General features: G+C 41.9%; 26 protein-coding genes. 18 read left to right on the top strand and 8 right to left on the bottom strand.

Annotation, left to right across the window (positions count from 1 at the left end; genetic code table 11):
* The first annotated feature begins 23 nt into the window (after positions 1–23).
* The 11 genes from AN389_RS09760 to AN389_RS09710 all read left to right on the top strand — a co-directional run bounded on the left by AN389_RS09760 (position 24) and on the right by AN389_RS09710 (position 11,252).
* A complete protein-coding gene (locus tag AN389_RS09760) occupies positions 24–1,013 on the top strand; it encodes a heme A synthase (RefSeq protein ID WP_055015461.1) in 990 nt (329 codons plus the stop codon).
* A 12-nt stretch (positions 1,014–1,025) separates the two neighbouring features.
* A complete protein-coding gene (cyoE, locus tag AN389_RS09755; protein ID WP_055019709.1) occupies positions 1,026–1,955 on the top strand; it encodes a heme o synthase in 930 nt (309 codons plus the stop codon).
* Positions 1,952–2,569 (top strand): SCO family protein, encoded by a 618-nt coding sequence (locus tag AN389_RS09750; RefSeq protein ID WP_055015459.1) that lies wholly within the window; start codon positions 1,952–1,954, stop codon positions 2,567–2,569. Before cyoE ends, AN389_RS09750 begins: the two co-directional genes overlap by 4 nt.
* 163 nt (positions 2,570–2,732) lie before the next feature.
* Positions 2,733–3,005 (top strand): STAS domain-containing protein, encoded by a 273-nt coding sequence (locus tag AN389_RS09745; protein ID WP_055015458.1) that lies wholly within the window; start codon positions 2,733–2,735, stop codon positions 3,003–3,005.
* Positions 3,006–3,013: 8 nt separating this feature from the next.
* Positions 3,014–3,376 (top strand): response regulator, encoded by a 363-nt coding sequence (locus AN389_RS09740; protein ID WP_029773320.1) that lies wholly within the window; start codon positions 3,014–3,016, stop codon positions 3,374–3,376.
* A gap of 14 nt (positions 3,377–3,390) precedes the next feature.
* The gene (locus AN389_RS09735) at positions 3,391–5,478 is read left to right on the top strand and encodes a chemotaxis protein CheA (RefSeq protein ID WP_055019708.1); all 2,088 of its coding nucleotides are present in this window, start codon (positions 3,391–3,393) and stop codon (positions 5,476–5,478) included.
* On the top strand, positions 5,475–5,960 hold the full coding sequence (locus AN389_RS09730; RefSeq protein ID WP_055015456.1) for a chemotaxis protein CheW: 486 nt from the start codon (positions 5,475–5,477) through the stop codon (positions 5,958–5,960). The genes AN389_RS09735 and AN389_RS09730 overlap by 4 nt, the downstream gene beginning before the upstream one ends.
* Before the next feature lie 48 nt (positions 5,961–6,008).
* Complete coding sequence (locus AN389_RS09725; protein WP_055015509.1) at positions 6,009–8,714, top strand: methyl-accepting chemotaxis protein; 2,706 nt, start codon at positions 6,009–6,011, stop codon at positions 8,712–8,714.
* A gap of 60 nt (positions 8,715–8,774) precedes the next feature.
* Positions 8,775–9,605 (top strand): protein-glutamate O-methyltransferase CheR, encoded by an 831-nt coding sequence (locus tag AN389_RS09720; RefSeq protein ID WP_055015455.1) that lies wholly within the window; start codon positions 8,775–8,777, stop codon positions 9,603–9,605.
* Positions 9,589–10,212 (top strand): chemoreceptor glutamine deamidase CheD, encoded by a 624-nt coding sequence (cheD, locus tag AN389_RS09715; RefSeq protein WP_029774194.1) that lies wholly within the window; start codon positions 9,589–9,591, stop codon positions 10,210–10,212. Before AN389_RS09720 ends, cheD begins: the two co-directional genes overlap by 17 nt.
* Positions 10,213–10,220: 8 nt before the next feature.
* Positions 10,221–11,252, top strand: coding sequence for a chemotaxis response regulator protein-glutamate methylesterase (locus AN389_RS09710; protein WP_055017969.1), 1,032 nt, complete (start codon positions 10,221–10,223; stop codon positions 11,250–11,252).
* Positions 11,253–11,274: 22 nt separating this feature from the next.
* Here AN389_RS09710 and AN389_RS09705 read toward each other — a convergent pair whose 3' ends face one another.
* The gene (locus tag AN389_RS09705; RefSeq protein WP_055017999.1) at positions 11,275–12,300 is read right to left on the bottom strand and encodes a polysaccharide deacetylase family protein; all 1,026 of its coding nucleotides are present in this window, start codon (positions 12,298–12,300) and stop codon (positions 11,275–11,277) included.
* Here AN389_RS09705 and dinF point away from each other — a divergent pair.
* Positions 12,280–13,614 carry an MATE family efflux transporter DinF gene (gene dinF, locus AN389_RS09700; protein WP_146258073.1) on the top strand — a complete coding sequence of 445 codons (1,335 nt, stop codon included), beginning with the start codon at positions 12,280–12,282 and terminating at the stop codon, positions 13,612–13,614. The two genes, AN389_RS09705 and dinF, sit on opposite strands and share 21 nt — an antisense overlap.
* A 9-nt stretch (positions 13,615–13,623) precedes the next feature.
* Here dinF and AN389_RS09695 read toward each other — a convergent pair whose 3' ends face one another.
* Positions 13,624–13,893, bottom strand: coding sequence for a hypothetical protein (locus tag AN389_RS09695; protein WP_029774191.1), 270 nt, complete (start codon positions 13,891–13,893; stop codon positions 13,624–13,626).
* A 6-nt stretch (positions 13,894–13,899) separates the two neighbouring features.
* Positions 13,900–14,475 carry a Fe-S biogenesis protein NfuA gene (gene nfuA / locus AN389_RS09690; RefSeq protein WP_055015452.1) on the bottom strand — a complete coding sequence of 192 codons (576 nt, stop codon included), beginning with the start codon at positions 14,473–14,475 and terminating at the stop codon, positions 13,900–13,902.
* Positions 14,476–14,621: 146 nt separating this feature from the next.
* Between nfuA and AN389_RS09685 the strand changes: the two genes are divergently transcribed.
* Positions 14,622–17,177, top strand: a complete 2,556-nt coding sequence (locus AN389_RS09685; RefSeq protein ID WP_055019726.1) for a M14 metallopeptidase family protein — start codon at positions 14,622–14,624, stop codon at positions 17,175–17,177.
* Positions 17,178–17,185: 8 nt separating this feature from the next.
* Here AN389_RS09685 and AN389_RS09680 read toward each other — a convergent pair whose 3' ends face one another.
* Positions 17,186–17,863, bottom strand: a complete 678-nt coding sequence (locus AN389_RS09680) for a ComF family protein (protein WP_055015451.1) — start codon at positions 17,861–17,863, stop codon at positions 17,186–17,188.
* 73 nt (positions 17,864–17,936) lie between these two features.
* On the opposite strand from AN389_RS09680, the gene bioH reads away from it, so the two are divergent.
* The 3 genes from bioH to AN389_RS09665 all read left to right on the top strand — a co-directional run bounded on the left by bioH (position 17,937) and on the right by AN389_RS09665 (position 19,938).
* Entirely contained in the window at positions 17,937–18,674 is a 738-nt protein-coding gene (bioH, locus tag AN389_RS09675; protein WP_055019706.1) for a pimeloyl-ACP methyl ester esterase BioH, read from the top strand.
* An 89-nt stretch (positions 18,675–18,763) separates the two neighbouring features.
* Positions 18,764–19,072 (top strand): hypothetical protein, encoded by a 309-nt coding sequence (locus AN389_RS09670; RefSeq protein WP_055017965.1) that lies wholly within the window; start codon positions 18,764–18,766, stop codon positions 19,070–19,072.
* Positions 19,073–19,077: 5 nt separating this feature from the next.
* The gene (locus AN389_RS09665; RefSeq protein WP_055019705.1) at positions 19,078–19,938 is read left to right on the top strand and encodes a putative metalloprotease CJM1_0395 family protein; all 861 of its coding nucleotides are present in this window, start codon (positions 19,078–19,080) and stop codon (positions 19,936–19,938) included.
* Between the two features lie 245 nt (positions 19,939–20,183).
* Here the strand turns inward: AN389_RS09665 and AN389_RS09660 are convergent, their stop codons facing one another.
* The 4 genes from AN389_RS09660 to greB form a co-directional block, all read right to left on the bottom strand.
* Positions 20,184–22,505: a Tex family protein gene (locus AN389_RS09660; RefSeq protein ID WP_055019704.1), complete on the bottom strand. Its 2,322-nt coding sequence runs from the start codon at positions 22,503–22,505 to the stop codon at positions 20,184–20,186.
* 211 nt (positions 22,506–22,716) lie between these two features.
* Positions 22,717–23,298 (bottom strand): CBS domain-containing protein, encoded by a 582-nt coding sequence (locus tag AN389_RS09655; RefSeq protein WP_055015446.1) that lies wholly within the window; start codon positions 23,296–23,298, stop codon positions 22,717–22,719.
* Positions 23,299–23,348: 50 nt separating this feature from the next.
* Positions 23,349–23,660: a hypothetical protein gene (locus AN389_RS09650; protein ID WP_055015445.1), complete on the bottom strand. Its 312-nt coding sequence runs from the start codon at positions 23,658–23,660 to the stop codon at positions 23,349–23,351.
* 132 nt (positions 23,661–23,792) lie between these two features.
* Complete coding sequence (gene greB, locus AN389_RS09645) at positions 23,793–24,266, bottom strand: transcription elongation factor GreB (RefSeq protein WP_055015444.1); 474 nt, start codon at positions 24,264–24,266, stop codon at positions 23,793–23,795.
* Between the two features lie 186 nt (positions 24,267–24,452).
* On the opposite strand from greB, the gene ompR reads away from it, so the two are divergent.
* Together ompR and envZ are read left to right on the top strand one after the other, a co-directional pair.
* The gene (ompR, locus tag AN389_RS09640; protein WP_055015443.1) at positions 24,453–25,172 is read left to right on the top strand and encodes a two-component system response regulator OmpR; all 720 of its coding nucleotides are present in this window, start codon (positions 24,453–24,455) and stop codon (positions 25,170–25,172) included.
* A gap of 5 nt (positions 25,173–25,177) precedes the next feature.
* Positions 25,178–26,494, top strand: coding sequence for a two-component system sensor histidine kinase EnvZ (gene envZ, locus AN389_RS09635; protein ID WP_055015442.1), 1,317 nt, complete (start codon positions 25,178–25,180; stop codon positions 26,492–26,494).
* Positions 26,495–26,525 lie beyond the last annotated feature (31 nt).

The following is a 26,525-nucleotide window of genomic DNA, read 5'->3' as shown; positions in this document are numbered from 1 at the left end:
CGCATTGTTAATGGGAGATTCCTATGTATAAAAATTATAAACACTGGGTACTTGCAACGGGGTTGCTTGCGTTATTAGTGGTAGGGCTAGGCGCTTATACACGTTTGAGTGACGCAGGTCTTGGTTGTCCAGACTGGCCAGGTTGCTATGGCTTTTTAACTGTACCAAAGCATGAAGCCGATATCGCACTGGCTACCCAAAGTTACCCAGATATGATGTTTGAAACCGCCAAAGCGTGGAAAGAAATGATCCACCGTTACTTTGCAGGTGCGCTGGGATTACTTATTTTAGCGCTATTTGTGTTGGCTTTTGTAAAGCGCCATAACTCAAACACGCCGGTTAAATTACCGCTAGCATTATTGTTGTTAGTTATATTTCAGGCAGCGCTGGGTATGTGGACCGTTACTATGAACTTGCAACCGCTCATTGTAATGGGGCATTTACTGGGAGGGTTTAGTATTTTATCGCTAATCACTCTTTTATACCTGCGTTTAACCAGTAAACCCATAGAGGGCGGAGATAGTAGCGCTAAACGCTACTTTTCATTGAGCTTAGTTGCATTGGCTGTATTGGTTATACAAATTGCATTAGGTGGTTGGCTTGCAGCAAATTATGCAGCGCCGCACTGTAATGGCTTACCGCTGTGTAGTTATGCGCAGCCATTTTCACTCAGTAGTGTGTTTCAGCTGCCGCTTGAGCACAGTAACTATGAGTACGGAGTGCTATCGCAACAGGCGCGTATGTCTATTCACCTATTACACAGAATTTGGGCGCTAGTTACATGCGTTGTGTTGGCACTAATTATGTGGCGTATATACAGTCAGGCGCAATCTGCAAAAATAAAACACTGTACTGTCAGCGTGCTCGTTGCGCTACTGTGCCAAATTAGTTTGGGGCTTGCGGTGGTGCATTGGCATTTTCCGCTAGGAGTGGCGCTGGCACACAATTTAATGGCAGCTATCTTGTTATTGACTATGGTTAGGTTGTGTTACTACCTAAAAGCACGCACTTAAAGGGGAATAATAATGGCACTCACACTAGACAAAAAAGAACTACAAGTTATTAGCGCACACCCTTTTATTCAACGTGCTTATAATTTACTGCAAGATTACTTAGCTATTAGCAAGTTTAAAGTAGTGGCTATGTTGGTACTTACTGCCTGGGTTGGCTTGGCACTGGCGCCTGATGTAGGGCGAGGCATTACAGTACAGTTTATTAGTTTATTAGGCATTGGGTTGCTCTCTGGCGCTGCGGCGGTAATAAACCATGTTGTTGATAGCGAAATAGATACAAAAATGGCGCGAACACGCCAACGCCCTGTAGCCAAAGGCAGGCTTAGTAAAACCCATGCGTTAAGCTTTGCAGGTGTGATAGGGTTTGCCGGTTTTATAATGCTAATGCTTTGGGCCAACACCCTAACGGCCGTACTTACGTTGTTTGCGTTAGTGGGATATGCTTTTATTTACACCTCTTTTTTAAAGCGTGCCACACCGCAAAACATTGTGATTGGTGGTTTAGCTGGCGCAATGCCGCCTTTATTGGGTTGGGTTTCTGAAACAAATCAAATGGCAGCCGCACCATGGTTACTTGTAATGATTATATTTACGTGGACCCCACCGCATTTTTGGGCACTGGCAATAGCACGCAAAAGCGATTACGAACGCGCTAAAATTCCTATGTTGCCAGTGACTCATGGTATCGATTTTTGCAAAACGTGTGTTGTGGCTTATACCATATTACTGGCGCTTGTATGCGTGTTACCGTATTTAATTGGTATGTCGGGCGGTATTTATTTGGTTGGCGCATGTGTACTCAATGCACTCTTTTTATATAAAGCGGTTAAGCTAAAGCTAGCCCCTGATAATAGTAATGCCATGGACTTATTTCGCTTTTCAATTGTGCATTTAATGGTACTCTTCGTGATCTTATTTATAGATAAATGGCTCCCCTTATGAAGCAGTTACGGATTAGCTTAGTTGTAATTTTTTCGTTTTTACTTGTTGCTTGCTCAGAGCAAAATAGTGCACCCGATGTGCAAGCTTTAGTGTATGAGCAAGCAAAGCCTCTTTCAGATTTTACGCTTAATGACCAAAACGGTGAGTTAGTCACCAAGGCGCAATTTATGGGGCAGTGGAACTTAGTATTTTTAGGTTATACCAGCTGCCCAGATATTTGCCCATTAACGCTTGCGAAGCTAAATAGTGTGTATAAAAAGTTACATAACGAATACCCACTGCAAATTTGGTTTATGTCGGTAGACCCCCAGCGCGATACAGCGGTAAAACGAAAGGCCTATATTGATTATTTTAACCCTGATTTTTTAGCTGTATCAGGTGAGCACAAAAACTTATTCCCAGTGGTGAGAGAGCTTGGACTAATTTATGCCATTAGTGACTCACAAGAATCAGAGTATGCGGTCGATCATAGTGCTTCGGTGGCTTTAGTTGATGCAAATGGAGCGGTAAGAGCCATATTTAAGCCTGAGTTCCAACAAGGCAATGTACCTCTTATTAATACCACTCAACTTATTAGCGAATTTAAGCAAATAGCGGATTACTATAAAAACTAGTTTTACACTTTTCACGAATTTTAAAAGGAGCTTAGGCTCCTTTTTTGCTTTTTAGCGCCACTTTTAAAAGTTTTATTAATTTTTTTGAGCCTTTTATGGCAATTTTAATAACTAAGGCTAAGCTTTTGTTATGAATTGAATTGACAGGGAAAGCCCTGAAAAAATGCTAAAACTTCCAAGCGAACTTGCAATTATGCATGTAGAGACTCTTCACCAAGATTTATTACAAGAACTCAATAGCAACAACGATATTTGTTTAGATGTCAGTGAGGTTATTTCAGCCGATACCGCGTCAATTCAACTTTTGTGTGCTTTGCAAAAACACCTTCTTACCATACATCACAAAATTGTATGGGTAGGCAACAGTGATGCACTTCAAAACGCCATTAATCAACTTGGCTTAAGTCAATATTTAATACTTGATAGTAAAGGGTAGAGGTTTATATGAAGAAAATTTTAGCGGTTGATGATTCTGCGTCAATGCGTCAAATGGTGAGCTTTACGCTTAAAACCGCAGGTTTTGATGTTACCGAAGCAAAAGATGGCAGCGAGGCTCTTGCGATTGCCAAGCAGCAAAGTTTTGATGCGGTCATTTCAGATGTAAATATGCCCATTATGGATGGCATTACGCTTATCAGAGAACTCAGAGGTCTTCCTGATTACAAATTTACGCCGCTGCTAATGTTAACTACCGAGTCAGGATTAGATAAAAAAGTAGAAGGCAAAGCAGCTGGCGCAACAGGCTGGATTGTAAAGCCATTCAACCCGGATCAGTTACTAGCGGTGCTTAAAAAAGTAATTCGTTAACTGAGGAGTGCGGCGTGAGTATAGATTTAAGTCAATTTTTTGAAGTGTTCTTTGAAGAAAGTTTTGAAGGCCTAGATACAATGGAGGCCGAGCTACTAAATTTAGAGCCCGGCGAAGAAGACTTAGAAACAATAAATACTATTTTTAGAGCTGCGCACTCAATTAAAGGGGGCAGTGGCACCTTTGGCTTTAACTCTGTCGCTGAGTTTACTCATGTGCTTGAGACCTTACTCGATCAAATACGCCAAGGCGAGCGCGAGCTAACCACCGAACATGTTAATTTATTGCTTAAAGCTGTTGATTGCTTGCGTGGGTTACTTGGTGAGCTGCAAGCTGAGCAAGAGCCTGATTTATCACACGCTACGACCTTAAAAAAACAGTTTGAAATTGTACTCGAAATGCAAGCCGATTCACCCCCAACCGAGGCAAGCGAAGTAAAGACTGCTGCTGAGATAAATACTTTTCAAATTGATTTTAAACCGCATCATCACCTTTTTAAAACAGGCAATGAGCCTTTATTCATGATCAGCGAATTAGCTGAACTCGGCGAGCTTGAAACGCAGGCATTTTTAGACGATATCCCAGATATTAAAGATTTAAGCAGTGACGAGTGCTACTTGCACTGGCGCTTTTTTTTAAATACCAGCGAAAAAGAAGCCGCCATTAAAGAGGTATTTGAATGGGTAGAGGATGATGCTGATATAAAAATAGAGCTCTGTGGCGGGTTATTTGATGAAGACACTTCTCACACCGCAAACACGGACGAAAAGAGCAACCACAGCACAGCTCAAACACAGCCTATTAGCGATGCCAAAAAAGCACCCGATAAACCTAAAAGCAAACCCTCAGCCGATAAAAAGCCAACATCAGCACCGGAGTCTACCTCCATAAGAGTAGGAATAGACAAAGTAGACTCATTAATAAACATGGTTGGGGAGCTGGTGATAACACAAGCCATGTTAAATCAGTTGAGCGAGCAAGAAATTAGCGAATCGACCATTACGTCGTTACAAGAAGGCCTTGCGCAGCTGGCACACAATACCCGAGACCTGCAAGAAAATGTGATGCGCATTCGTATGTTACCGATTAACTTTGTATTTAGCCGGTTTCCGCGACTAGTGCGCGACATTGCCCAAAAACTAAATAAACAGGTGGAGTTGAAATTATTAGGGGAACAAACCGAGCTTGATAAAACGGTAATGGAAAAAATATCCGACCCCATGGTGCATCTTGTCAGAAATTCGCTCGATCATGGCCTTGAAACAATTGAACAGCGGGTTGCCGCAGGTAAAGACCCCGTGGGCACCGTGACCTTAAATGCCTTTCACCAAGGCGGTAATATCGTAATAGAAATAATGGACGATGGACAAGGCTTAAATACGCAAAAAATAAAAGAAAAAGCCATTGCTAATGAGCTAATTACCGCTGACTGTAATTTAACCGATGACGAAATCAATGAGCTTATTTTTATGCCCGGTTTTTCTACCGCCGATGCGGTTAGCGACTTATCTGGGCGTGGTGTAGGAATGGATGTTGTTAAGCGCAATATTCAATCTTTAAATGGTTCCGTTGAGGTTTCATCAGCAGCTGGCGTTGGCTCTACTTTTACAATAAGGCTACCTCTTACGCTTGCCATTTTAGATGGTCAATTAGTTAAGGTTGCGCAGCATACTTATATTATTCCGCTCATTTCAATTGTTGAATCGCTACAGATTGATATCACTAAAGTAAGCCGAGTGGGTAGAGACTTAGATGTACTAAGACTGCGTGACGAATACATCCCTATTTTACGCTTGTATCAAATTTTTAATCATCAAAACGCCATAGAGTCATTAGACAAAACCTTGCTGGTGGTTGTTGAAACCGACAACCAAAAAGTGGGCTTGCTGGTTGATGACTTACTTTCACAGCAGCAGGTAGTAATAAAAAGTTTAGAGGCGAATTATCAAAAAGTGGATGGCGTGTCTGGAGCAACTATTTTAGGCGACGGGCGTGTCTCGTTAATTGTTGATATTAGTGGCTTAATAAAACTATCAGGACTTAAAAAACCAGGTAGCCAAGAGCTAATCATAGACTCTAAAACACCCCTGGAGGCTTCATGATTAGCGCACAAAGCGAGTTAAATAACAAAATTGATTTAGAGCAACAGCAAGGCGTTAAGCAATTTCTAACCTTTATTATGGCTGATGAAGAGTACGGTGTAGATATATTAACCGTGCAAGAAATCAGAAGCTGGGAAGAAATTACCGTACTGCCCAATGCTCCTGATTTTGTTAAAGGAGTGATAAACCTTCGCGGCACCATAGTGCCAATAATAGATTTGCGCTTACGTTTTGGTTTGCCAAGTACTGAATATGGGCCTTTAACGGTTGTTATTGTTGTAAAAGTTACTTTTGAAAACGATTCAAAAGTAATGGGCATCGCAGTAGATGCGGTTTCTGATGTTTACAGCATTGCAGAGCAAGACGCCAAGCCCGTCCCTAGCCTGTCTGATTCGAGTAATTGTGAGTATGTGGCAGGGCTGGTAAACGTAGGTGAAAAAATGGTCTCGTTAATTGACTTACAAAGAACAATGGATATATAGCCGCAGTGCTATGTAGCAACAAAAACAAACATAAAGGTGGTGATGGGCATGGGATGGTTTAGTAATCCGAAGCAATCAGAATCAAGTAATGACTTAATCGTTAATGCATTAAATAAATCATTAGCAGTTATTGAGTTTGAACCGAGTGGCAGAATAATTACCGCCAATTCAAACTTTTTAAATGCAATGGGATATCGCTTAGAAGAAGTGCAAGGCCAGCACCACTCTATGTTTGTTGAACCAGACGAAGCACAAAGCAGCGAGTATAAAAATTTTTGGCAACGTTTACGCGGCGGTGAGTTCATTTCTGACGAGTTTAAACGCCTTGCAAATGGAGGTCGTGAGGTATGGATTCAAGCGACCTATAACCCGATTATTGATAGCCAAGGGCAAGTGCTAAAAGTAATTAAATTTGCCACAGATGTTACCGAGCAAAAAAAACAGGCCGCTGAAGCACAAGGTCAGCTTGAGGCAATTAGTAAATCGCAGGCGGTGATAGAGTTTAATCTTGATGGCACAATTATTACTGCCAATGACAATTTTTTAAACGGTTTAGGCTATCAACTTAGCGAGATAAAAGGCCAACACCATAAATTATTTGTGGACCCAGAATACGCTAAAACAAACGAGTATAAACAGTTTTGGGAAAAGCTTGGGCGTGGAGAGTACGACTCGGGCGAGTACATGCGAATAGGTAAACAAGGGCAAGAAATATGGATTCAAGCCTCTTATAACCCTATATACGATTTAAATGGCAAGCCTTATAAAGTTATTAAATACGCAAGTGATATCACCGCGCAAAAACAGCTAGAGCGTGAGTCTAAAAAGGCTGCGGACTTAGCAAGTGCGTTAACCGTTTGCCAAGCCAATGTAATGATTGCCGATAAAGATCTCAATATTGTATTTGTAAACGATCAAGTTAAGTCAATGCTCAAAGCACGTGAAACGGCCTTGCAAAGTGTGCTACCTAGTTTTTCTGTCGATAATTTAATCGGCACCTGTGTAGATGATTTTCATAAGCACCCAGCTCATCAACGCGAGCTATTAAAAAACTTAAAGCAACCTTACAAAACTGAGTTACGTTTAGCAGGGCTTATTTTTAGTTTGATTGCCACACCGTGGATAAATCATGAAGGTAAACACTTAGGCACCATTGTTGAATGGGAAGATATTACCGATAGCGTAGCAAAAGCAGAGCAAGAGCGTGCTGAAGCTCAAGAAAACTTAAGAGTAAAACAGGCGCTTGATACCGTAGCAACAAACACCATGATAGCCGATGCCTCAAATGTGATTGTTTATATGAACAACGCGGTTAAATCGATGATGAGTATTGCTGAAGATGATTTGAAAAAAGAGCTGCCTAACTTTGATAGCACTAATTTAATTAAGCAAAATATAGATATATTCCACAAAAACCCGGCCCACCAGCAAAACTTATTAGCTAAGCTTACAACAACATATCGCGCTGAAATAAAAGTAGGCGGACGAACCTTTGGGTTAGTGGCAAACCCTATTTTCACACCAGAGCAAGAACGTATAGGGACGGTAGTTGAGTGGGAAGATAGAACAAGTGAAGTCGCCATAGAAAAGGAAATTGCGCAGTTAGTGAGTAATGCTGGTAAAGGCGATTTAGATACGCGTGTAGATGAAACAGGTAAAGAAGGCTTTTTCTTACGCTTGGCGCAGGGTTTAAATAGCTTAGTGGAAATTGTGGATGATGCCGTTAGCGATACCGCTCTAATGCTTGATGCAATGGCCAATGGCGATCTGTCAAAGCGCATAGAGAAAGAGTATCAAGGCTCGTTTGATAAGCTCAAGCAAGATGCTAATACCACGGCAGATAAACTCACTGATGTTATAAATCGCATAAACTCCTCAGCCACACTTGTTGCCAGTGGTGCAGAGGAGATTTCACAAGGTAATGCAGATTTAAGTCAGCGTACCGAGGAGCAAGCTTCATCGCTTGAAGAGACTGCATCGAGTATGGAAGAGATGACCAGTACCGTAAGGCAAAATGCAGATAACGCAAAAGTTGCTAACGATTTGGCCGAAGAAACCTGCGACAAAGCAATTCAAGGCGGAGAAGTGGTTAATAGAGCAGTAACGAGTATGTCGGCTATTAACGAATCGAGTAAAAAAATTGCTGACATTATAGGTGTTATTGACGAAATTGCCTTTCAAACTAATTTACTGGCGCTTAACGCGGCTGTAGAGGCAGCTAGAGCGGGTGAGCAAGGCAGAGGTTTTGCTGTGGTTGCTGGCGAGGTGCGCAACTTAGCGCAGCGCTCAGCAGGAGCGGCCAAAGAAATTAAAGAGCTCATTAGAGACAGCGTAGCAAAAGTCACCGACGGTACTGTGCTGGTTAATGAGTCGGGCGAAACGCTTAGAGAAATTGTTTCAAGCGTACAACGTGTTACGCAAATGATTTCGGATATAACCGAGGCCTCTGAAGAGCAAAGCGCTGGCATTGAGCAAGTTAATAAAGCCGTTGCGCAAATGGATGAAATGACGCAACAAAATGCGGCACTTGTAGAAGAAGCCTCAGCTGCCGGTGAGTCCATGGCTGAGCAAGCCAATGAGATGCGCCAATTACTGCACTTTTTCTCGCTCGGGCAGCAAGGTATGAATACATTGCCCAATGCACATTTTGAACGTTCTGAAGCCCCAGCGCGTCAACCCAGCGGTTATTTAAAAAATACCCAGCCCAAAGGCGAAAACTTTATAGACTCAGCAGATGAGTGGGAAGAGTTTTAGCCACTATTGGCTTGCTAGTTAAGATGCCAGCAAGCCAGTTTTACAAGGGAAGGTATAACAATGAAAGAATTTTTATGTACCGATAAAGATTTTAAAGACATTGCCACGTTGGTTTATAACGCATGCGGAATTGTGCTTGGCGATCATAAACGCGAAATGGTGTATTCCCGCTTAGCAAGAAGGGTAAGAGAGCATAAACTTAAAAACTTTTCGCAGTATTTAGAGTACTTACACAATAATAAAGAGGCTGAGTTTGACGCATTTATTAATGCGATTACCACTAACTTAACCTCCTTTTTTAGAGAGCCCCACCACTTTGAGTTTTTAAAAAACACCATAGTGCCGCAGTTACTTAGCACTAACAAAGTAACAAAACGAGTACGCGTATGGTCAGCGGGTTGCTCTACAGGCGAAGAGCCTTACAGCTTAGCAATAACCCTTGCCGATTTATTCCCAAGTTCGTGGGATGTAAAAATTTTAGCAACCGATTTAGATTCTAATGTATTAGCCAAAGCGCAAGCGGGTATTTATACCGCGGCTAATGTAAATGGTTTAGAAAACAATGTACTTAAAAAGTGGTTTTTAAAAAGCAAAGATGGGCAAACATATAAAGTGAAACCACAACTAAATAAGCACATTTTTTTTAAACGCCTTAACCTTTTACAAGAGTGGCCCATGAAAGGGCATTTTGATGTAATTTTATGTCGTAACGTGGTTATTTATTTTGATAAAGAAACAAAAGATACTTTGTTTAAACGTTATGCAAATGCACTTAATCGAGGCGGCTATCTGTTTTTAGGACACTCAGAGAGTATGGGAAAAGATCATGCTGAGTTTAAAAATTTAGGGAAAACCATGTATCAAAAGCAACACAATGCACGCACAGTTTAGGCCGGTGCTCCCAGGGTTTGAACATATAAAACGTTACTGGGATGCAGGGCGCACAAGTGTGGTGGCAAAAATATTACCTGGCGAATTTTATGTATCTAAAAATGATGAGCTTATTTCTACAGTGCTAGGCTCATGTATAGCCGCGTGTGTATATGATGAAAAAGCCGGTATAGGAGGCGTAAATCATTTTATGCTGCCGGTAAAAAAAGGTTTAGAGTTAAACAGTGCACATAGTTTAAGTTGTCGCTACGGAAATTGGGCAATGGAATACCTGATCAACGAAGTGTTAAAAGGTGGCGCTGCACGAAAAAATTTAAAAATAAAGCTCTTTGGTGGCGGAAAAATAATTAGCGCCATGACCGACATAGGGATAGGGAATATTAGCTTCGCCAATGCGTATATTCAGGAAGAGTCGCTTAATCTTGTAGCACAAGATATGGGGGGGCCGTGGCCTCGAAAAATTTTTTTTCATCCGCATACGGGCAAAGTCCACGTAAAAAAGCTGAAGAATTTGCATAACAATACAATTGAAAAACGCGAAGTGCGCTACCTGCAAAACCTTAAGCAACAAGATAAAGCCACCGAGACTAACATAGAGCTGTTTTAGGAGCCGCAATGGTTAAAGTTCTGATAATCGATGATTCACCACTGATAAGGCGTTTGCTGAGCGAAATACTATCTCAGGCGAGCGATATCGAGGTTGTTGGCTGTGCCGAAGACCCTTACCAAGCACGAGAAATGATTAAATTGCTCAATCCAGATGTGCTTACCCTCGATGTAGAAATGCCAAAAATGGACGGCATTAGTTTTTTAAGAAACCTAATGCGCTTAAGACCTATGCCCGTTGTGATGATTTCTACATTAACCCAGCAAGGCTCACCTATCACCTTAGAAGCGCTTGAGCTTGGTGCGGTGGACTTTATTGCCAAGCCGACTGTGAATGTTAAGCAGCAAATGAGTCAATATGCGTATGTCGTGCAGCAAAAAGTGCGTGTGGCGGCAGGTGCAAGGGTAAGAAGCTTTAAAAAAGCCACGACAGTGAGCGAGCCTTTGCCCACCAATGCACAATTTTTATTAAACAAAGTTATTGCTATTGGGGCTTCGACAGGGGGCACAGAAGCAATAAAAGAAGTCCTTATAAAAATGCCAGTAAATAGCCCGCCAATTGTGATCACTCAGCATATTCCTCCGGTATTTAGTACCTCGTTTGCGCAGCGTATGGACCGCACTTGTGCTATTAACGTAAAAGAAGCGCAGCACGGTGACAAGCTTAGTGCAGGGTGTGCGTATATAGCCCCAGGTGGTTTGCATTTAAGCATAAAAAAAAGAGGGGTGAGTTTATATTGCGAACTTGATGATTCTGAACCGGTGAACCGCCATAAACCGGCGGTAGATGTATTATTTAACTCGTTACTTGAGTGCGGCGCAAAAAACATTGTGGCAGCGCTGCTCACCGGTATGGGAAGCGATGGCGCAAAGGGCTTACTAAGTATTAAACAAGCGGGGGGTTACACCATTGCCCAGGATGAGTTTTCTTCTGTGGTGTGGGGAATGCCCAAAGCGGCAGTAGATTTAGGTGCCGCTAATGAAATTGTTGCGCTTGATAAAGTAACGCAGCGCTTATTGCATCAAGCTATAAAGGTGTAAGGCGAGTTATAGCTTGTAATTACTACTGAATAACCCACGGTTGTGAAAACCAATAGTAACTACCAGCATGCTTGATAGAAGGCGCGGTACAATTAAAGCGTGAGCGACCTTTATTTAGCGCCTTTGGCGAGTCAATTTTTACAGTCGTGTCGTTTATCCACGTTAATTTCGCCTGCCCTACACTTGATACATAGCACGCAAACTGACTTTTATGAAAATCGCCCATTTCAAACTCAATACTCAGTGTTGGTGGATTTTGCGAGGTTACACTGTCTTGGTAGACTAGATTTTTTATATTAAACGCTCGTGAGTTTAATTTTGTGATTAACGTATCTAATTTACTATAAAAGCCAGAGGCTGGAAAACGGGGCAAACGTGTAAAATTAGAATTACTATTAACCGCACCTGAGTGTTGGCCTATACCAACAAAGCCAAGTTCTTTTACAAGCTCTTGTAGTGTGTTGTTAAACTCGCCATACGGGTAAGCAAGGTATTTGTAATCGTGACCTATTTCTTCTTTAATGCGTTGTTGCGAGTGCAAAATATCTTGTTTTATACGAGCCCGCCATTGCGCATCGCTCTCATTTTTTAGCTTGATATGCAGGTAGTCATGTTGGGCTGTATGATTTGCAATTAACGCTCCCTTGCCAGCGAGCTCTTTTAATTTTTCCCACCCCATTACGTAGCCTTTGCCTTCATCAATAAGGGTAGGGTTTACAAAAATAGTATAGGGATAGCCAAATTTTTCTAAAATTGGCGCTGCTTGTTCGTAGTTATTGTTATAACCATCGTCAAAGGTGATAGCGACTGTTTTCTCAGGTAAGTTTTTGCCCTGTTGTATAGCGTTTATTAGCTCATTTAGCGCTATAACATTAAAATTGTGTTCTTTTAAATAGTTCATGTGCTTGGTAAAGGTATTTGCGCTTACACTGGTCACAGCCGGAAGGGTTTCGCTTACATGGTGATACTGTAGAATAACTGCCGCATGAGCACGTACTGAAAAACAAATGAGAGTAATTAAAACTAAATGAAACAATTTCTTAAACATAATAAGGCACACCATAAAAGCTTGCTGTTGCTAGCGGGACCAATGATATTATCAAATATTACTGTCCCACTGTTAGGAATTGTTGATACTGCTGTTATCGGCCACTTAGGTAGTGCACATTACTTAGCGGGGATTGCACTTGGCTCAACGGTTATTTCTATTTTATTTTGGCTCGCCGGTTTTCTGCGTATGAGTACCACAGGGTTAGTAGCCCAAGCATACGGGCAAAATAACTTAACACAGTTGGCTGCGCTTTTAAAACGCAGCTTATTGCTGGCTGTGTTTGTGGCGTTAGCGCTTATTGCTTTCTCCCCCTTGATAAAACAAGCAATCTCTTTTTTGTCAGGCGCAAATAGCGAGGTTTTAGCGCAAGCATATCAGTATTTTAGTATTCGTATATTTAGTGCCCCTGCCGCACTGTGTAATTTAGTGCTGCTAGGGTGGATGCTTGGCGTACATTATGGACGTGGGCCATTTTACTTGCTGCTAGTGACCAATATTACCAACATAGTGCTCGATATATATTTTGTGGTGTATTTAGACTGGGCAGTAGCGGGAGCAGCATGGGCGTCGTTAATTGCAGATTACTGTGCGTTGGCTTTTGCGTTGTTACTAGTGATTAAGCTCGCAAAAAGGCAAGGCGTGGCGCTAAGCGTGCCAAACTGGCTTAGTATCAGCAAAATGACAGAGCTACTTAGTTTAAATAGAGATATATTTATTCGCTCTTTAATTTTGCAACTGTGCTTTAGCTTTATGACTTTTTATGGTGCGCGCTTAGGCGAAACAACGCTTGCAGCAAATGCAGTATTACTTAACTTTTTAATGTTAGTAAGCTTTGCGCTTGATGGCATTGCCTATGCAAGCGAAGCCAAAGTTGGCCAAGCAAAAGGCCAGCAAAGCGTTAATAATATCAGGTTATGGGTAAAAATAAGTGTGTTTTGGGGAATGCTTTTTGGCGTGTTGTACAGCGTATTTTTTGCTGTGTTTGGTAGCGCTATTATTAAGCTTTTAACTAATGTGCCCGAAGTGATAGAAGCGGCGACAAATTACTTACCGTGGGTAATCGTATTGCCTATGTTAGCAATGAGCTGCTTTTTGTTTGATGGCGTATTTGTAGGGCTTACACGGGCAAAAAATATGCGTAACAGTATGATTCTTTCAGCTGCTGTTGGCTTTTTTGGGGTGTTTTGGGTGTTTATAGAGTGGCAAAATAATGCATTATGGCTGGCCATGAGTTGCTTTATGTTTATGCGCGGCGTTACGTTAATTATTAAGTACTTGCAGTTAAAAGCAACGAATCAGCTACTCGATTAAGCGAACGCGTCATTTCCATAGGTCGGGGTCGTGATCTTTTGGCCCCATATCTTTTAAAACTTGTGAGAAACGATTGGCAAAAATACCGCTATATCCCCATGCAGCAAAAAATAATGCCGGGATTAAAATAACCACGCCTATAATTTGCAAACTAAAATGAGTGTAGTAGCCAAGGGCGATAAATATCACGGCTAGCACAAACAGTGCTAAGCCGCGAAAAAAGCGCGTTAAACTCAACTTAGGGTTGCTCCCTAAGCGATAAATAAGCGGCTTTAACATTATTGCTTAGTAATAAGAGTGATCGCCCGCTTGGTGCTCGGTAATATCGGCAACACCGGTGATTTCATCAAATTTAGCAACCATTTCTTTCTCGATGCCCTCTTTTAGGGTTACATCGATCATAGAACAGCCATTACAGCCACCACCAAATTGAAGTACAGCAATACCTTCAGCGGTTACTTCAACTAAGCTTACTTGGCCACCATGGTTAGCTAGCTGTGGGTTTACTTCGGTCTCAAGCATGTGTTGAACACGCTCATTTAGTGATGCGTTATCGCCTAGTTTACGTGCCTTTGCATTAGGCGCTTTTAACGTTAACTGAGTGCCCATTTTGTCGGTAACAAAATCAATTTCAGCTTCCTCTAAAAAAGGGGCGCTTTCTGTATCTACTACGGCATCAAAACCATTAAAGTTAAGACGAATATCGCTGTCTTCTACGGCGTCTTCTGGGCAATAAGAAACACCACATTCCGCTTGTGATGTACCAGGGTTTACAACAAACACACGAATATTAGTTTGTTGTGCTTGATCTGCTAAAAGTTTAGCAAAATGCGCTTGTGCTGTTTCGGAAATAGAAATCATAAAACCGTCTATACTTGACTAAATTACTCGGATACTGCATATCATACTCCGCTCATCGTGTTGCGGCTAGTGTTGAGCGTAAAAAGTTGGCATCTATTTTAAGCAATGCTAGCGTGCAAATAACAAACATTTTTAGAGTGATTTATATGCGCTGGATAGTAACTATAATGGTGGTAATGCTTAGCTTTTCAAGTATGGCAAAACCACTTTCGTATTATTTTGAACAAGATGTAGAGTTTGATAAAACAATACCCACCCCACAAGACGTACTTGGTTACGAAGTAGGTGAGTGGCATGTAAGGCACGACCAACTTGTGCGTTATATGGAAATTCTAGCGCAAAAAAGTAATCGTATAAATTTTGAAGTAATAGGGCGCACACACGAGCAACGTCCGCTTGTGATGCTAAGTATTAGTAGCGCTGAAAAACTCGCTAGTTTAGAGCAAATTCGCCAAGCGCATTTAGCCCGTTTAACAAACAGTGAGCAAGCTAAAAACACACAAAATGAGCCTGCTGTAGTTTGGATGGGATACAGTGTGCACGGCAATGAGTCATCAGGCAGCAATGCCGCTTTATTAGTTGCGTATTACCTTGCTGCAGCGCAAGGCCCAGAAATAGAAAAGCTATTAAATAATACCGTTATTTTGCTCGACCCTTCACTTAACCCCGATGGCTTGGCTCGCTTTGCCAATTGGGCTAATAGTAATCGGGGGATGAACTTATCAAGCGACCCAAAAACGCGTGAACACGTAGAAAGCTGGCCAAGTAGCCGTACAAATCACTATTGGTTTGATTTAAACCGCGATTGGTTATTGCTACAACATCCAGAGTCGCGAGCACGCATTGCTAAATTTCATCAATGGAAGCCAAATATTCTTACCGACTTTCATGAAATGGGCCCTAACAGCAGCTACTTTTTTCAACCTGGTATTGCTAGTCGCAAGCACCCAATCACCCCAGATGAAAACGTAACGCTTACTAAAGTTATAGCCAATTACCATGCTAAAACCTTAGACAAAAATAATGCCCTTTATTTTACCGAAGAAAGCTTTGACGACTTTTATTACGGCAAGGGTTCAACCTACCCAGATGTAAACGGCGGTATAGGTATTTTATTTGAGCAAGCAAGCTCACGTGGGCATGTACAAGACACCATAAACGGTACGCTTACCTTTCCTTTTACTATTAAAAATCAGTTATTAACCAGCCTATCAACCTTTAAAGCAGCGGTAGATAACCGTGAGGCGCTATTAACCTATCAGGCAAAATTTTATAACCAAGCAATTGATTTAGCACATGATGAAAGTTTTGAAGGCTATGTGGTTGAGGGTGCTAAAGACAGCACCCGCATTAAGCTATTTTTAAACCTGTTAAAGCAGCATCAAATAAATGCTTACCCACTTACCAAAACGCTAAAAGCCAATGGTAAAAACTTTTCTACAAATAGTTACTTTGTCCCGCTGGCACAACCTCAATTTAGATTAGTTAAGGCTATTTTTAGCGAGCAAAAAAGCTTTGCCGACAACACATTTTACGATGTATCGGGTTGGACCCTTGCCCATGCGTTTAATTTAGAGTTTGCAAAAGTAAAAAGTAGTTGGGGTTTAGAGGTTGCAAGTACTGCATGGCAAAAAGCCGTTAAACCATCATTTGCTGCGTTAAAGCAAAGTTATGCATTTGGTTTTGCTTGGGATGATTACTTAGCACCTAAAATGTTAAATAGCTTGCTAAAGCAAGGCATTAAAGCGCGTGTAGCGTTAAGCGCATTAACAGCTAAAAGCAGCACCACCGAAATAGACTTTGCACCTGGCAGTATTATTGTTCCTGCTGGGTTGCAAACGAATCCTGATTGGGTGGCTATTTTAAACGATGCGCAAACCCAATTTGGTATTGCGATAAAGCCTATTACCACCGGTCTTACTAGTAAAGGCGCCGATTTAGGGTCGCGCACTATGGCAGTATTAAACGAGCCAAAAGTACTGCTTGTTGGCGGTAAAGGTGTAAGCCAATACGAAGCAGGCGAAGTTTGGTATTACCTAGACCGCTTTGTCGGTATTTCTCCGACCATAGTAGAAATGGAGCGCTTGGGTAGCCTGGACTTAAATAATTACAGCCACATTGTACTAGCGAATGGCAATTACTCGGGCTTACCTGATAGTGATAAAGTTGCCATTAAAAGCTGGGTAAGAAAAGGCGGCGTAATTTGGGGCCACAAAGGCGGCGCTAAATTTTTAGCCGATCAGCAATTACTTAAAGCTAATTATTTATCTAGGCAAGATGTAGCCAGCGCTTTTAATACTCAAGGGTTAAATTACGCAGATAAAGACCATTTAGCAGGGCGACAACGCATAGCCGGCGCTATTTTTAATACCGATGTGGACACCACGCATCCACTTACATTTTCGCTTAATCGCGAAACATTGCCAGTATTTAAAAATAGCACCTGGTTATTAGAAAAATCATCCGCACCGTTTGTAAACATACTCACTTACCCACAAAAACCACTACTAGCAGGGTTTACCGATGGCGTAAATGAGCAGCAAATTGCCGGTGCAGCAGCCATGATTGCTCACTCATACGGGCGTGGCAGTGTTATTGCGATGACCGATAACCCCGTTTTTAGAGGATACTGGTACGGCACAAGTCGATTACTCAGTAATGCGTTATTTTTTGGCCATACATTTAGAGTGAGAGGCGATTAAGTACACTGTTAAAGTGGCGTTAAACAAGTAACAAAAGCCCACACTTGTTTAGCGCCCGCTTCCTTTAATACTCGGGTAGCTGCGTTGAGCGTTGCGCCTGTGGTCATTACATCATCGACTATTGCCACTGTTTTTCCGCTCATATCTTGTGTACATACAAAGGCATTTTTTACATTTTGAATCCGTTTGGCTTTAGATAGTCGGGACTGTGCTTGCGTGGCTTTATTTCGTGTAAGCGCATTACTAATGCAAGCGTGTTTGGCTAAACAAGGCTGCCATACTTGACTGACCTGATTAAACCCTCGTGTTAAAAAACGGCGTTGATGCAAGGGTAGAATGATAAAAATGTCGGGCTGGGTAGCTAAATTTTCAAAAAATAGAGCAAGTTGGCATTTAATTACTTGTTGCAGTGCTTTTTTATAATGAATTTGATTATTAAATTTGAGGCGTTTAAGCCAGTGCTCAAAAGGGGGTTGGTAAAAAGCGCAGGCAAAGAGCTTATCAAATTCGCAATTTGGAAACATTTCTACAATATCAGGGCGGTGTAATAAATTGCTGTGCTTATTCAAATCAAACACGTTTAAATCTGCCAAACAATAGTTACACAGGGCCTCTTGAGTACTAACAACCCCCTGACATTGCAAGCAGTAAGAGGGAAACAGCCAGTTAAAGAATGTGTGCTGCATTGGCAGCTCCTTGCGTTGCTTTCGCGTTATTAACCGTTATGATGGAGCTAAGTTTGGTTAAGGTTAGGCAAATATGCAAAGCGAGTTAGTTTTATTACATGGTTGGGGTATGAATCAAGGCGTATGGCAATTAGTGCAGCCAGAGTTAACGTTTTTATACAGTGGCTCGGTGCGCAGTATTGACCTGCCTGGCTTTGGCAACAGCAATAGCTGCCCAAGCCCTTATAATTTTCACGATGCGGCTGAAATCGTAAGCGAGCAACTTAGCCCTAGCTCTATTGTAATGGGTTGGTCGCTAGGAGGGTTGTTTGCATTGTATATTGCAAAGCATTGGCCTGAAAAAGTTTCAAAAGTTATTTTAGTTGCCTCAACCCCTTTTTTCGCCGAGGCAGATGATTGGCCTGGCATAAAAGCCAGCGTGCTTGAGCAATTTAAAGAGCAATTAGTTAATCACCGAGAAAAAACCATAGAGCGCTTTTTAGCTATTCAGGCTATGGGGAGCGAGTCGGCACGCGATGATATAAAGCAGCTAAAGCAATTGTTAAACCAGTATAACGCCCCAGAAAGTGAGGCGTTAAGTGCGGGTTTAAGCATTTTACAAAATGATGATTTGCGCGACGTATTTACACATTGCCCAGTGCCTATAAAAGCGATATTTGGTCGTTTAGATGCGCTGGTACCTTACAAAGCAATTAATAAAATGGCAGCACTAAATACTGAGTTTGAATACGAAGTACTAGACAAAGCTTCGCACGCGCCGTTTATTTCTCATAAAAGAGAGTTTTTATCTGTCGTTAAATCAATGCTTTAAAATAGCCTAAAGAAAGGTCCTGTTTAAAGCTTTATTTTGCCCATAAAGTGAGCGATAATTAAACAATATTTATTTTTTGGAGGTACAGCATGGCTATTGGTTCAGTATTTAATAGTGGTGTAGAAGGGTTTAATCGTGCAAGCCAAGGTATAGAGCGAGCAAGCGCAGAGATAAACCGTGCCACCATTGAAGAGCAAGACGATACACAGCTAGCCCAACAGCGCCAGTTAACAGCAGCGAGTTCAGATGAAGCTGTAACAGCGCCTGTTGCACAACCCGCTCGAGTTGACGAAGCGCTTGTTAATTTAAAAGTCGAAGAATTTAATGCCAAAGCAAACACGCAATCTATTCAAACGGCTGATGAAGTGCTTGGTACGCTAATCGATATTAAAGCTTAAACGTTATGAATATTGTCACGCCATTTCCGTCTATCAATATAAACACCGCCAATGTTTATACGGAAACCGCTCGGCGTGACAACCAACTGCGCGACGTTATTCCTGCCCCTGCCCCTAATAGTGCCAGTAACACAGAAACCAAAGCGCAAAGTGATGCTGATAAAGCAAAGCTGCCAACAAGTGCAGACCCCGCCACGTACGATGCAACCGGTAAGCTGAGTGATGAGCAAACTGTTGAGCAGCGTCAGCAAGGCAGCGAAGATTCAAATAACGAACAGCAACAAAATCAACAAGCAAGCGCAGACACCTCCGAGGAAGAACAAGAGCAGCAACAGCTTGAAATAGAACAGCAGCAAATTAAAGAGCTTAAAGCGCGCGACACTGAAGTGCGTGTGCATGAGCAAGCTCATGCATCGGTGGGTGGGCAGTATGCAGGCTCGCCAAGCTATGAATACCAACGTGGACCAGATGGCACTAATTACGCGGTAGGCGGTGAGGTACTAATTGATGTATCTGTAATCCCCGACGATCCGCAAGCCACTATAGAGAAAATGCAAACGGTACGTGCAGCCGCACTTGCCCCAGCAGAGCCATCAAGTGCCGACAGGGCAATCGCGGCTGATGCAACCCAAAAAATGGCCGCAGCACAAGCTGAATTATCAGCCCCTGCTGACGATGAAGCGCGAGCACAAGAGCCACAAAGTGCGTTATCAATAAACGAAACCAGCACCGCTGAGTCTCAAAGCGATACAAATACAGAGCAATCACGCGATCCTGAAGTAGACGCTCGAGCTGGCCGTATTGCTAATTTTTATCAAATGACTAGCTCGCCACAAAACGAGAGTGGTTTTTCTGCGTTTGGTTAAAACTAGTTAAGCATAATTAAAAAAGCCGCTCAATGAGCGGCTTTTTAGTTTAAGAAGACATCACTTCTTATAGCAAAAGGGGATTATACAAATCCGCATTAATATTTAATCATTTTCAGGGGCTAAACGTGTCGCTATCTGCGTTAAAAAATTCTCATTTAGAACAACTAAATAGCGAATTTTTTGCTTTGCTATCAACATGTTTATCCACCCTAAAATAGATCACTTAATTATACGGATTGGTATTATTTTTTTACTTTTGCATTAGCAAATGCATCGGCAAAGGCATTACCCATCATGGCGTTACCGTTATCGCGCTTTGGTTTTGCTGCACGCGGTTGCTGGCCTTGGTTACTGCGTTGCTTTTGCGGCGCAGCAGCGGGTTTATTGCTTGTGTCTATTTCATCATCTAAGCGCATAGTAAAGCTAATACGCTTACGTGGGGCATCTACCTCAACCACTTTTACTTTTACAATGTCACCGGCTTTTACTACTTCGCGAGGATCAGAGATAAACTTATTAGTAATTGCCGAAATATGCACTAGACCATCTTGGTGTACACCTACATCAACAAACGCACCAAAGTTAGCTACATTAGAAACCACACCTTCCAAAATCATTCCAGGTTTTAAGTCTGTGATTTTTTCTACGCCGGCTTTAAATTCAGCAGTTTTAAACTCAGGACGAGGATCGCGCCCAGGTTTATCTAGCTCTTTAATGATGTCGGTTACAGTAGGTAAGCCAAACTTCTCGTCGGTGTAGTCATTAGCAACCAGTTTATTTAAAAACTCGCTGTTGCCAATTAAGCTATTTACATCAAGGTTGTTACGCTCACAAATAAGTTTAACAACAGGATAAGCCTCAGGGTGAACAGATGAGTTATCAAGTGGATCTTTCCCGTTATTAATTCGCAAAAAGCCTGCAGCTTGCTCAAACGCTTTTGGTCCTAAACGCTCAACTTTTTTAAGTTCGCTACGTTTAGTAAACGTGCCGTTAGTGTCGCGGTAATTTACTATATTTTGCGCTAAGGTTTTATTTAACCCCGACACGCGAGTAAGGAGCGGCACCGACGCCATATTTAAATCAACACCCACAGAGTTTACACAGTCTTCTACCACTGCGGTCAGTGTTTGACCCAATTGGCTTTGCGATACATCGTGCTGGTATTGGCCTACACCAATTGATTTTGGCTCAATTTTAACAAGCTCGGCAAGTGGATCTTGCAGGCGACGCGCAATAGATACCGCGCCACGTAAAGACACATCTAAATCAGGAAATTCATTCGCTGCAAATTCAGACGCAGAATAAACAGATGCACCGGCTTCGCTTACCATAATTTTATTTAATTTAAGCTCAGCATTAGCCTTAATAAGTTCGCCTACTAGCTTGTCAGACTCGCGTGATGCGGTTCCGTTACCAATCGCAATAAGCTCTACTTTATGCTGGCGACATAATTGCTCTAATGTACGCAACGATTTTTCCCAGTGATTTTGTGGCGCGTGGGGGAAAATAGTTTGCGTTGTAAGCAATTTACCTGTGCCATCAACTACGGCAATTTTACAGCCAGTACGTAACCCAGGATCGAGGCCAAGCGTGGTTCGTGGCCCAGCAGGCGCGGCCATAAGTAAGTCTTTTAAGTTTTTAGCAAATACATCTATAGCGCCGGTTTCGGCTTTTTCTCGCATGGCTGCTAAAAATTCATTTTCTAAGTGTAGGCCAAGCTTTATTTTCCAAGCCCATTGCACAACGCTTAACAACCATGCGCTAGCTGCTTTATATTTCACTTCTAAGCGGTAGTGATCAGCAATCATTTGTGCGCATAGCTGGGCTGCATTTTCGCTGCTTGGTTCTGGGTTAACACTTAGCTGTAAAATACCCTCGTTTCGTGCGCGTAACATAGCAAGTGCACGGTGCGAAGGGACCTTTTTAAGAGGTTCTTGATGATCAAAGTAGTCGCGGTATTTGCTACCCGCTTGCTCTTGACCGTCAATAAGTGTGCTTTGTATGGCGCCGTGTTGGCTAATGTGGCTTCTAAATTTTGCTAATAACTTAGCATCTTCTGCAAAGCGTTCCATTAAAATAAATTTAGCACCATCAAGGGCTGCTTTGGTATCTGTAATACCTTGGTCGGCATTAATATACTGCTGTGCGTGTTGCTCAGGGTCTAAGTTTGCATCGTTAAATAGCGCATCGGCAAGTGGCTCAAGGCCTGCTTCAATAGCTATTTGACCTTTGGTACGGCGCTTCGCTTTATAAGGAAGGTATAAATCTTCAAGCTCAGTTTTGCTTTGCGCGCTGGTAATATCGGCACTTAGCGCTGGCGTTAATTTATTTTGTGATTCGATGGTTGATAAAATAAAGCTGCGGCGCTCTTCAAGCTCGCGTAAATACGACAAACGTTGCTCTAAAAGGCGTAATTGCGTGTCGTCTAATCCACCGGTAATTTCTTTACGGTAACGCGCAATAAAAGGAACCGTTGCGCCCTCATCAAGTAATTTTGTAGCAGCAACAACTTGTTGCTGTTGTGCATTTAGCTCAGTGGCTAAACGTGCAGAGATATCGCTCATGCATAAACCTTTTAATACAAAAAATAAAACCAGAAAATCCCTCTGGTACTGTTATACCCAGCTTATTAAAGTTGCTATTTAATGAGTTTGGTAGGTATTTATTAGTTGAATAATATCACAGCAGGTTGTAATAAAAAGCTCTTAAAGCAAGCAATTTTGCTTGCTTTAAGATGGTTGGCTTGGCTGAGCTGACAAAGTGAAAAAGCGCGCTTTAGTGAGGGTGCTCTACACTTTCTAAAACATCACTAAACGTGTGAGCAATAGGGGTAATATGTACCGGAATATGTAACGTTTTAGCTATTTGACGCGCCGAAATTAAACCGCATATTTCGTTATTAGTGGTTGTTGCTAATAAAAACATACTGCCTTGATGTTCCATTGTTTGCAGTGCATCGCCAATACTTGCATAGCTTAGGCTTTGCATACTTACACCACTAAGTTGGCTAATAGGTGTCATAATGTAGCGAAGGCTCACTTCATTGCGAGTGGTATTTAACCGCTGTGCAATGGCTGTAATTTTAGCGCTTTGTAAGTCGGCACTTGAAACAATACCAATTAATTTTTGCGCCTCATCAGTTACCAATACATAGTCAGAATGCTCTGCTAACACCTGTTTAAGCGCATCGTTAATTGTTGTGTCGTATGGAGCGCGAATAGGCGTTTTTTGGGTAAAGTTATTGATTACGGTTAATGCCGGAGATGTTAAATCAATAGCGGCTTGTTGCTCTTCAAACGTGCTTGCAATAACAGCATTAGAAATATTTTGGGTACGCAATTCTTTAAAGTTAGACATGGTAGTCACCTTATTCGTTATAAAATTTAATCAAAAAGTAAAATTGTGAATTAAATTAAATAGCTAGGTGGACCACGTTGATATGCCGTACTAAAAGGACGGTTTAGGTTTGTACTTTGGTAAAAAGATGAAACTACATTAGGTAGCGGTTGAAACAACCTAATAGCAAATGCATTAACATGAGAATCTAAGTCAATGTCGGGGGGGGCTTGGTCAGGAAATTCACAAGCGATAAAATGATTAGATACACTGGCGTTATCTATACTTACTTCGGTGGTATTGGCGTGCAGCGTCAAACTCACACTCATTAAAAGTGCAAACAATACGGCATTACTACATATGCGCTGTACTAAGTTTGACATAGCCATTACCTTAAAAATCAGGTTAAAAATAAACCTGCGAACTTAATATATATCCTAATGAGATATATTACACAATAAAAAATTTAGCTGATCTGAATCAATGTCATTCCCTATTAATAATGTTATGGGGGATTATTTTTGATATTCAATACTATTTACATACCATTCTTTTTTACCTTGTGGTGTAGGTACCTCAAAATCATCATCTACTTGTTTTTTTATTAGGGCGCGCGCCATAGGTGAGTCAATTGATATGTAGTCTTTGCGGTCGTATATTTCATCAGGCCCCACAATTCTAAATTTTTTTATCTCGCCTTGTTCGTTTTCTATTTCTACCCATGCACCAAAAAATACTTTACCGTCTTGCTGCGGTGAGTAATCAATAATTTTTAAATCGGGTAGGCGTTTTCGCAAATACCGAACGCGGCGATCAATTTGGCGCAGTAAGCGCTTATTGTATTGATAATCTGCGTTTTCTGAGCGATCGCCAAGGCTTGCCGCCCAACTTACTATTTTAGTGACTTCAGGGCGTTTAACGTTCCATAAATGGTCGTGCTCTTGCTGTAATTGTATGTAACCTTCGCGGGTTATTAAATTTGTTTTCATCGGCTTTTATTCATTAACTCTAATGCTGTGCACGTTATTAAACTTGCTAAAATTTGTCGAGTGTAAAATTTATTAAAATTAAGCTTTGAAATGTTCAGTAACAATCTAAGCGCGCAATTAGATTTTGATTATTAAGTTTTTCATTTATATTAACTATTAATTGGAGATAAAAATAAGAAACAAACAATGGGACACGAAACCACAAAAGTATTAGTTGTTGATGACGATATGCGCCTGCGCAGCTTACTAGAGCGTTATTTAGTAGAGCAGGGGTTTATTGTTAGAACCGCCGCAAACTCAGAGCAAATGGATAGACTCATTGAGCGAGAAAACTTTCACTTAATGGTGCTTGATTTAATGCTACCAGGCGAAGATGGCTTATCAATTTGCCGCCGGCTACGCCAAAAAGAAAACGAAATTCCTATTGTGATGCTGACAGCAAAAGGCGATGAGGTCGACCGTATTATTGGTTTGGAGCTAGGCGCAGATGACTACATCCCTAAACCGTTTAATCCGCGCGAATTACTGGCTCGCATTAAAGCTATTTTACGTCGCCGTGCTAAAGAAGTGCCGGGCGCACCCGCAGCAGAAGAAAACCTTATTGTGTTTGGCCAATTTACACTTAACTTAGCCACCCGTGAAATGAGTGAAGGCGATAAAACCATTTCGCTCACCAGCGGAGAATTTGCCGTGCTTAAAGCCCTTGTATCGCACCCGCGCGAGCCACTGAGCCGTGATAAACTAATGAACCTTGCTCGAGGGCGGGATTACAGCGCCCTTGAGCGCAGTATAGACGTGCAGGTTTCGCGACTTCGCCGCATGATTGAAGTAGATGCCGCCAACCCGCGCTATATTCAAACGGTTTGGGGTTTAGGTTATGTGTTTGTTCCTGACGGTGAAAAGTAGTTTATATGGGATTTTTTCCGCGAAGTGCGTTTGGACAAACTGTATTTTTAGTGGCCGCTTTACTGCTAATTAACCAAATAGTGTCCTATGTTACGGTAAGCTTTTACGTTGTAAAACCGACCATAGAGCAAGTAAACCTTATGCTTGCAAAGCAAATTAAAACGGTGTTTATAGACTGGGAAGATGGCGTAGAAATAAACGACGAAGTATCTGAAAAATTTTTTGAAATTACTGGTATAGAAGTGATGACGCAGCGCGAGGCAATGCGCCAAGGGCTTGGTCAAACCCGAGAGTACTCGATGCTGTCGCGTAGTATGTCTGAGCAATTAAATGGCTCGGCGCGGGTGCGCATTAGCCAAACCGACCCACTGATTTATTGGGTAGAAGCGCCGCAAGCGCCGGGGTATTGGGTAAAAGTACCGCTTAGCGGGTATCAAGAAAACAATCTCGAATTTTTAACCTTTTACTTATCAAGTATTGGTTTTTTAAGTGTATTAGGCGGCTGGCTATTTGCGAGGCACTTGAACCGGCCATTAAAGGCGTTGCAGCAAGCTGCTATGAAAGTAGGTAAGGGCGATTTTAGCTCTAAGCTTGAAGAAGAGGGCTCCAGTGAAGTAATCGAAGTGACCCGTGCATTTAACCAGATGTCGCGTGGCATTGCCGCTCTTGAAAACGACCGCCGTTTACTCATGGCTGGTGTTTCTCATGATTTACGTACCCCGCTAACTCGTATTCGTCTTGCAACCGAAATGATGAGCGATGAGGATGACTACCTTCGCGAGGGCATCATATACGATATTGAAGATATGAACGGCATTATCGATCAATTTATTGAGTATTTACGCCACCACAAAACAGATGAGCTTGTTTGCGAAGATATAAACGCACTCGTGTCTGAAGTGGTTAATTGTGAGCTTAAACATCAGCGTGTTATTACCTTTAAAGGTAACCCTAGCGTGGGACTTGTTCCGTTAAGCAGTGTGGCTATTAAACGTGTAATTACTAACATGATTGAAAATGCGCTGCGTTATTCTGACGGCGACATAGAAGTTTTAAGCTACTTTAATTCAAACAAAAAATACGTTGTGATAGCGGTAAACGATAACGGGCCAGGCATTCCAGAAAGCGAACTTGAATCGGTGTTCGAGCCCTTTAAGCAAGGAGATGCAGCGCGTGGCAGCGAAGGTAGTGGTTTAGGCCTTGCCATTATTAAGCGTATTATTGATATGCACGATGGTAAAGTTAAGCTTGAAAACCGCCCAGAGGGTGGCCTAAGTGCACAAATTTATTTACCGATAAAAATACAAAACTCTGCACAGTAAGCTGTGCAGAGTTGGCTATTTTAATAACTTT

Source organism: Pseudoalteromonas sp. P1-7a (assembly GCF_001401855.1).
Lineage (GTDB): Bacteria > Pseudomonadota > Gammaproteobacteria > Enterobacterales > Alteromonadaceae > Pseudoalteromonas.
This window is presented reverse-complemented; position numbering and strand designations above follow the sequence as displayed.

Coding starts and splice junctions, on each gene's coding strand:
- cheD (WP_029774194.1), top strand. CDS start 9,589: ATGCACGCACAGTTTAGGCCGGTGCTCCCAGGGTTTGAACATATAAAA.
- AN389_RS09685 (WP_055019726.1), top strand. CDS start 14,622: ATGCGCTGGATAGTAACTATAATGGTGGTAATGCTTAGCTTTTCAAGT.
- AN389_RS09750 (WP_055015459.1), top strand. CDS start 1,952: ATGAAGCAGTTACGGATTAGCTTAGTTGTAATTTTTTCGTTTTTACTT.
- AN389_RS09730 (WP_055015456.1), top strand. CDS start 5,475: ATGATTAGCGCACAAAGCGAGTTAAATAACAAAATTGATTTAGAGCAA.
- AN389_RS09665 (WP_055019705.1), top strand. CDS start 19,078: ATGAATATTGTCACGCCATTTCCGTCTATCAATATAAACACCGCCAAT.
- AN389_RS09745 (WP_055015458.1), top strand. CDS start 2,733: ATGCTAAAACTTCCAAGCGAACTTGCAATTATGCATGTAGAGACTCTT.
- greB (WP_055015444.1), bottom strand. CDS start 24,266: ATGAAAACAAATTTAATAACCCGCGAAGGTTACATACAATTACAGCAA.
- envZ (WP_055015442.1), top strand. CDS start 25,178: ATGGGATTTTTTCCGCGAAGTGCGTTTGGACAAACTGTATTTTTAGTG.
- AN389_RS09680 (WP_055015451.1), bottom strand. CDS start 17,863: ATGCAGCACACATTCTTTAACTGGCTGTTTCCCTCTTACTGCTTGCAA.
- AN389_RS09710 (WP_055017969.1), top strand. CDS start 10,221: ATGGTTAAAGTTCTGATAATCGATGATTCACCACTGATAAGGCGTTTG.
- AN389_RS09705 (WP_055017999.1), bottom strand. CDS start 12,300: ATGTTTAAGAAATTGTTTCATTTAGTTTTAATTACTCTCATTTGTTTT.
- AN389_RS09760 (WP_055015461.1), top strand. CDS start 24: ATGTATAAAAATTATAAACACTGGGTACTTGCAACGGGGTTGCTTGCG.
- AN389_RS09725 (WP_055015509.1), top strand. CDS start 6,009: ATGGGATGGTTTAGTAATCCGAAGCAATCAGAATCAAGTAATGACTTA.
- AN389_RS09740 (WP_029773320.1), top strand. CDS start 3,014: ATGAAGAAAATTTTAGCGGTTGATGATTCTGCGTCAATGCGTCAAATG.
- AN389_RS09660 (WP_055019704.1), bottom strand. CDS start 22,505: ATGAGCGATATCTCTGCACGTTTAGCCACTGAGCTAAATGCACAACAG.
- dinF (WP_146258073.1), top strand. CDS start 12,280: ATGAAACAATTTCTTAAACATAATAAGGCACACCATAAAAGCTTGCTG.
- AN389_RS09695 (WP_029774191.1), bottom strand. CDS start 13,893: ATGTTAAAGCCGCTTATTTATCGCTTAGGGAGCAACCCTAAGTTGAGT.
- AN389_RS09720 (WP_055015455.1), top strand. CDS start 8,775: ATGAAAGAATTTTTATGTACCGATAAAGATTTTAAAGACATTGCCACG.
- bioH (WP_055019706.1), top strand. CDS start 17,937: ATGCAAAGCGAGTTAGTTTTATTACATGGTTGGGGTATGAATCAAGGC.
- AN389_RS09650 (WP_055015445.1), bottom strand. CDS start 23,660: ATGTCAAACTTAGTACAGCGCATATGTAGTAATGCCGTATTGTTTGCA.
- ompR (WP_055015443.1), top strand. CDS start 24,453: ATGGGACACGAAACCACAAAAGTATTAGTTGTTGATGACGATATGCGC.
- AN389_RS09670 (WP_055017965.1), top strand. CDS start 18,764: ATGGCTATTGGTTCAGTATTTAATAGTGGTGTAGAAGGGTTTAATCGT.
- AN389_RS09655 (WP_055015446.1), bottom strand. CDS start 23,298: ATGTCTAACTTTAAAGAATTGCGTACCCAAAATATTTCTAATGCTGTT.
- nfuA (WP_055015452.1), bottom strand. CDS start 14,475: ATGATTTCTATTTCCGAAACAGCACAAGCGCATTTTGCTAAACTTTTA.
- cyoE (WP_055019709.1), top strand. CDS start 1,026: ATGGCACTCACACTAGACAAAAAAGAACTACAAGTTATTAGCGCACAC.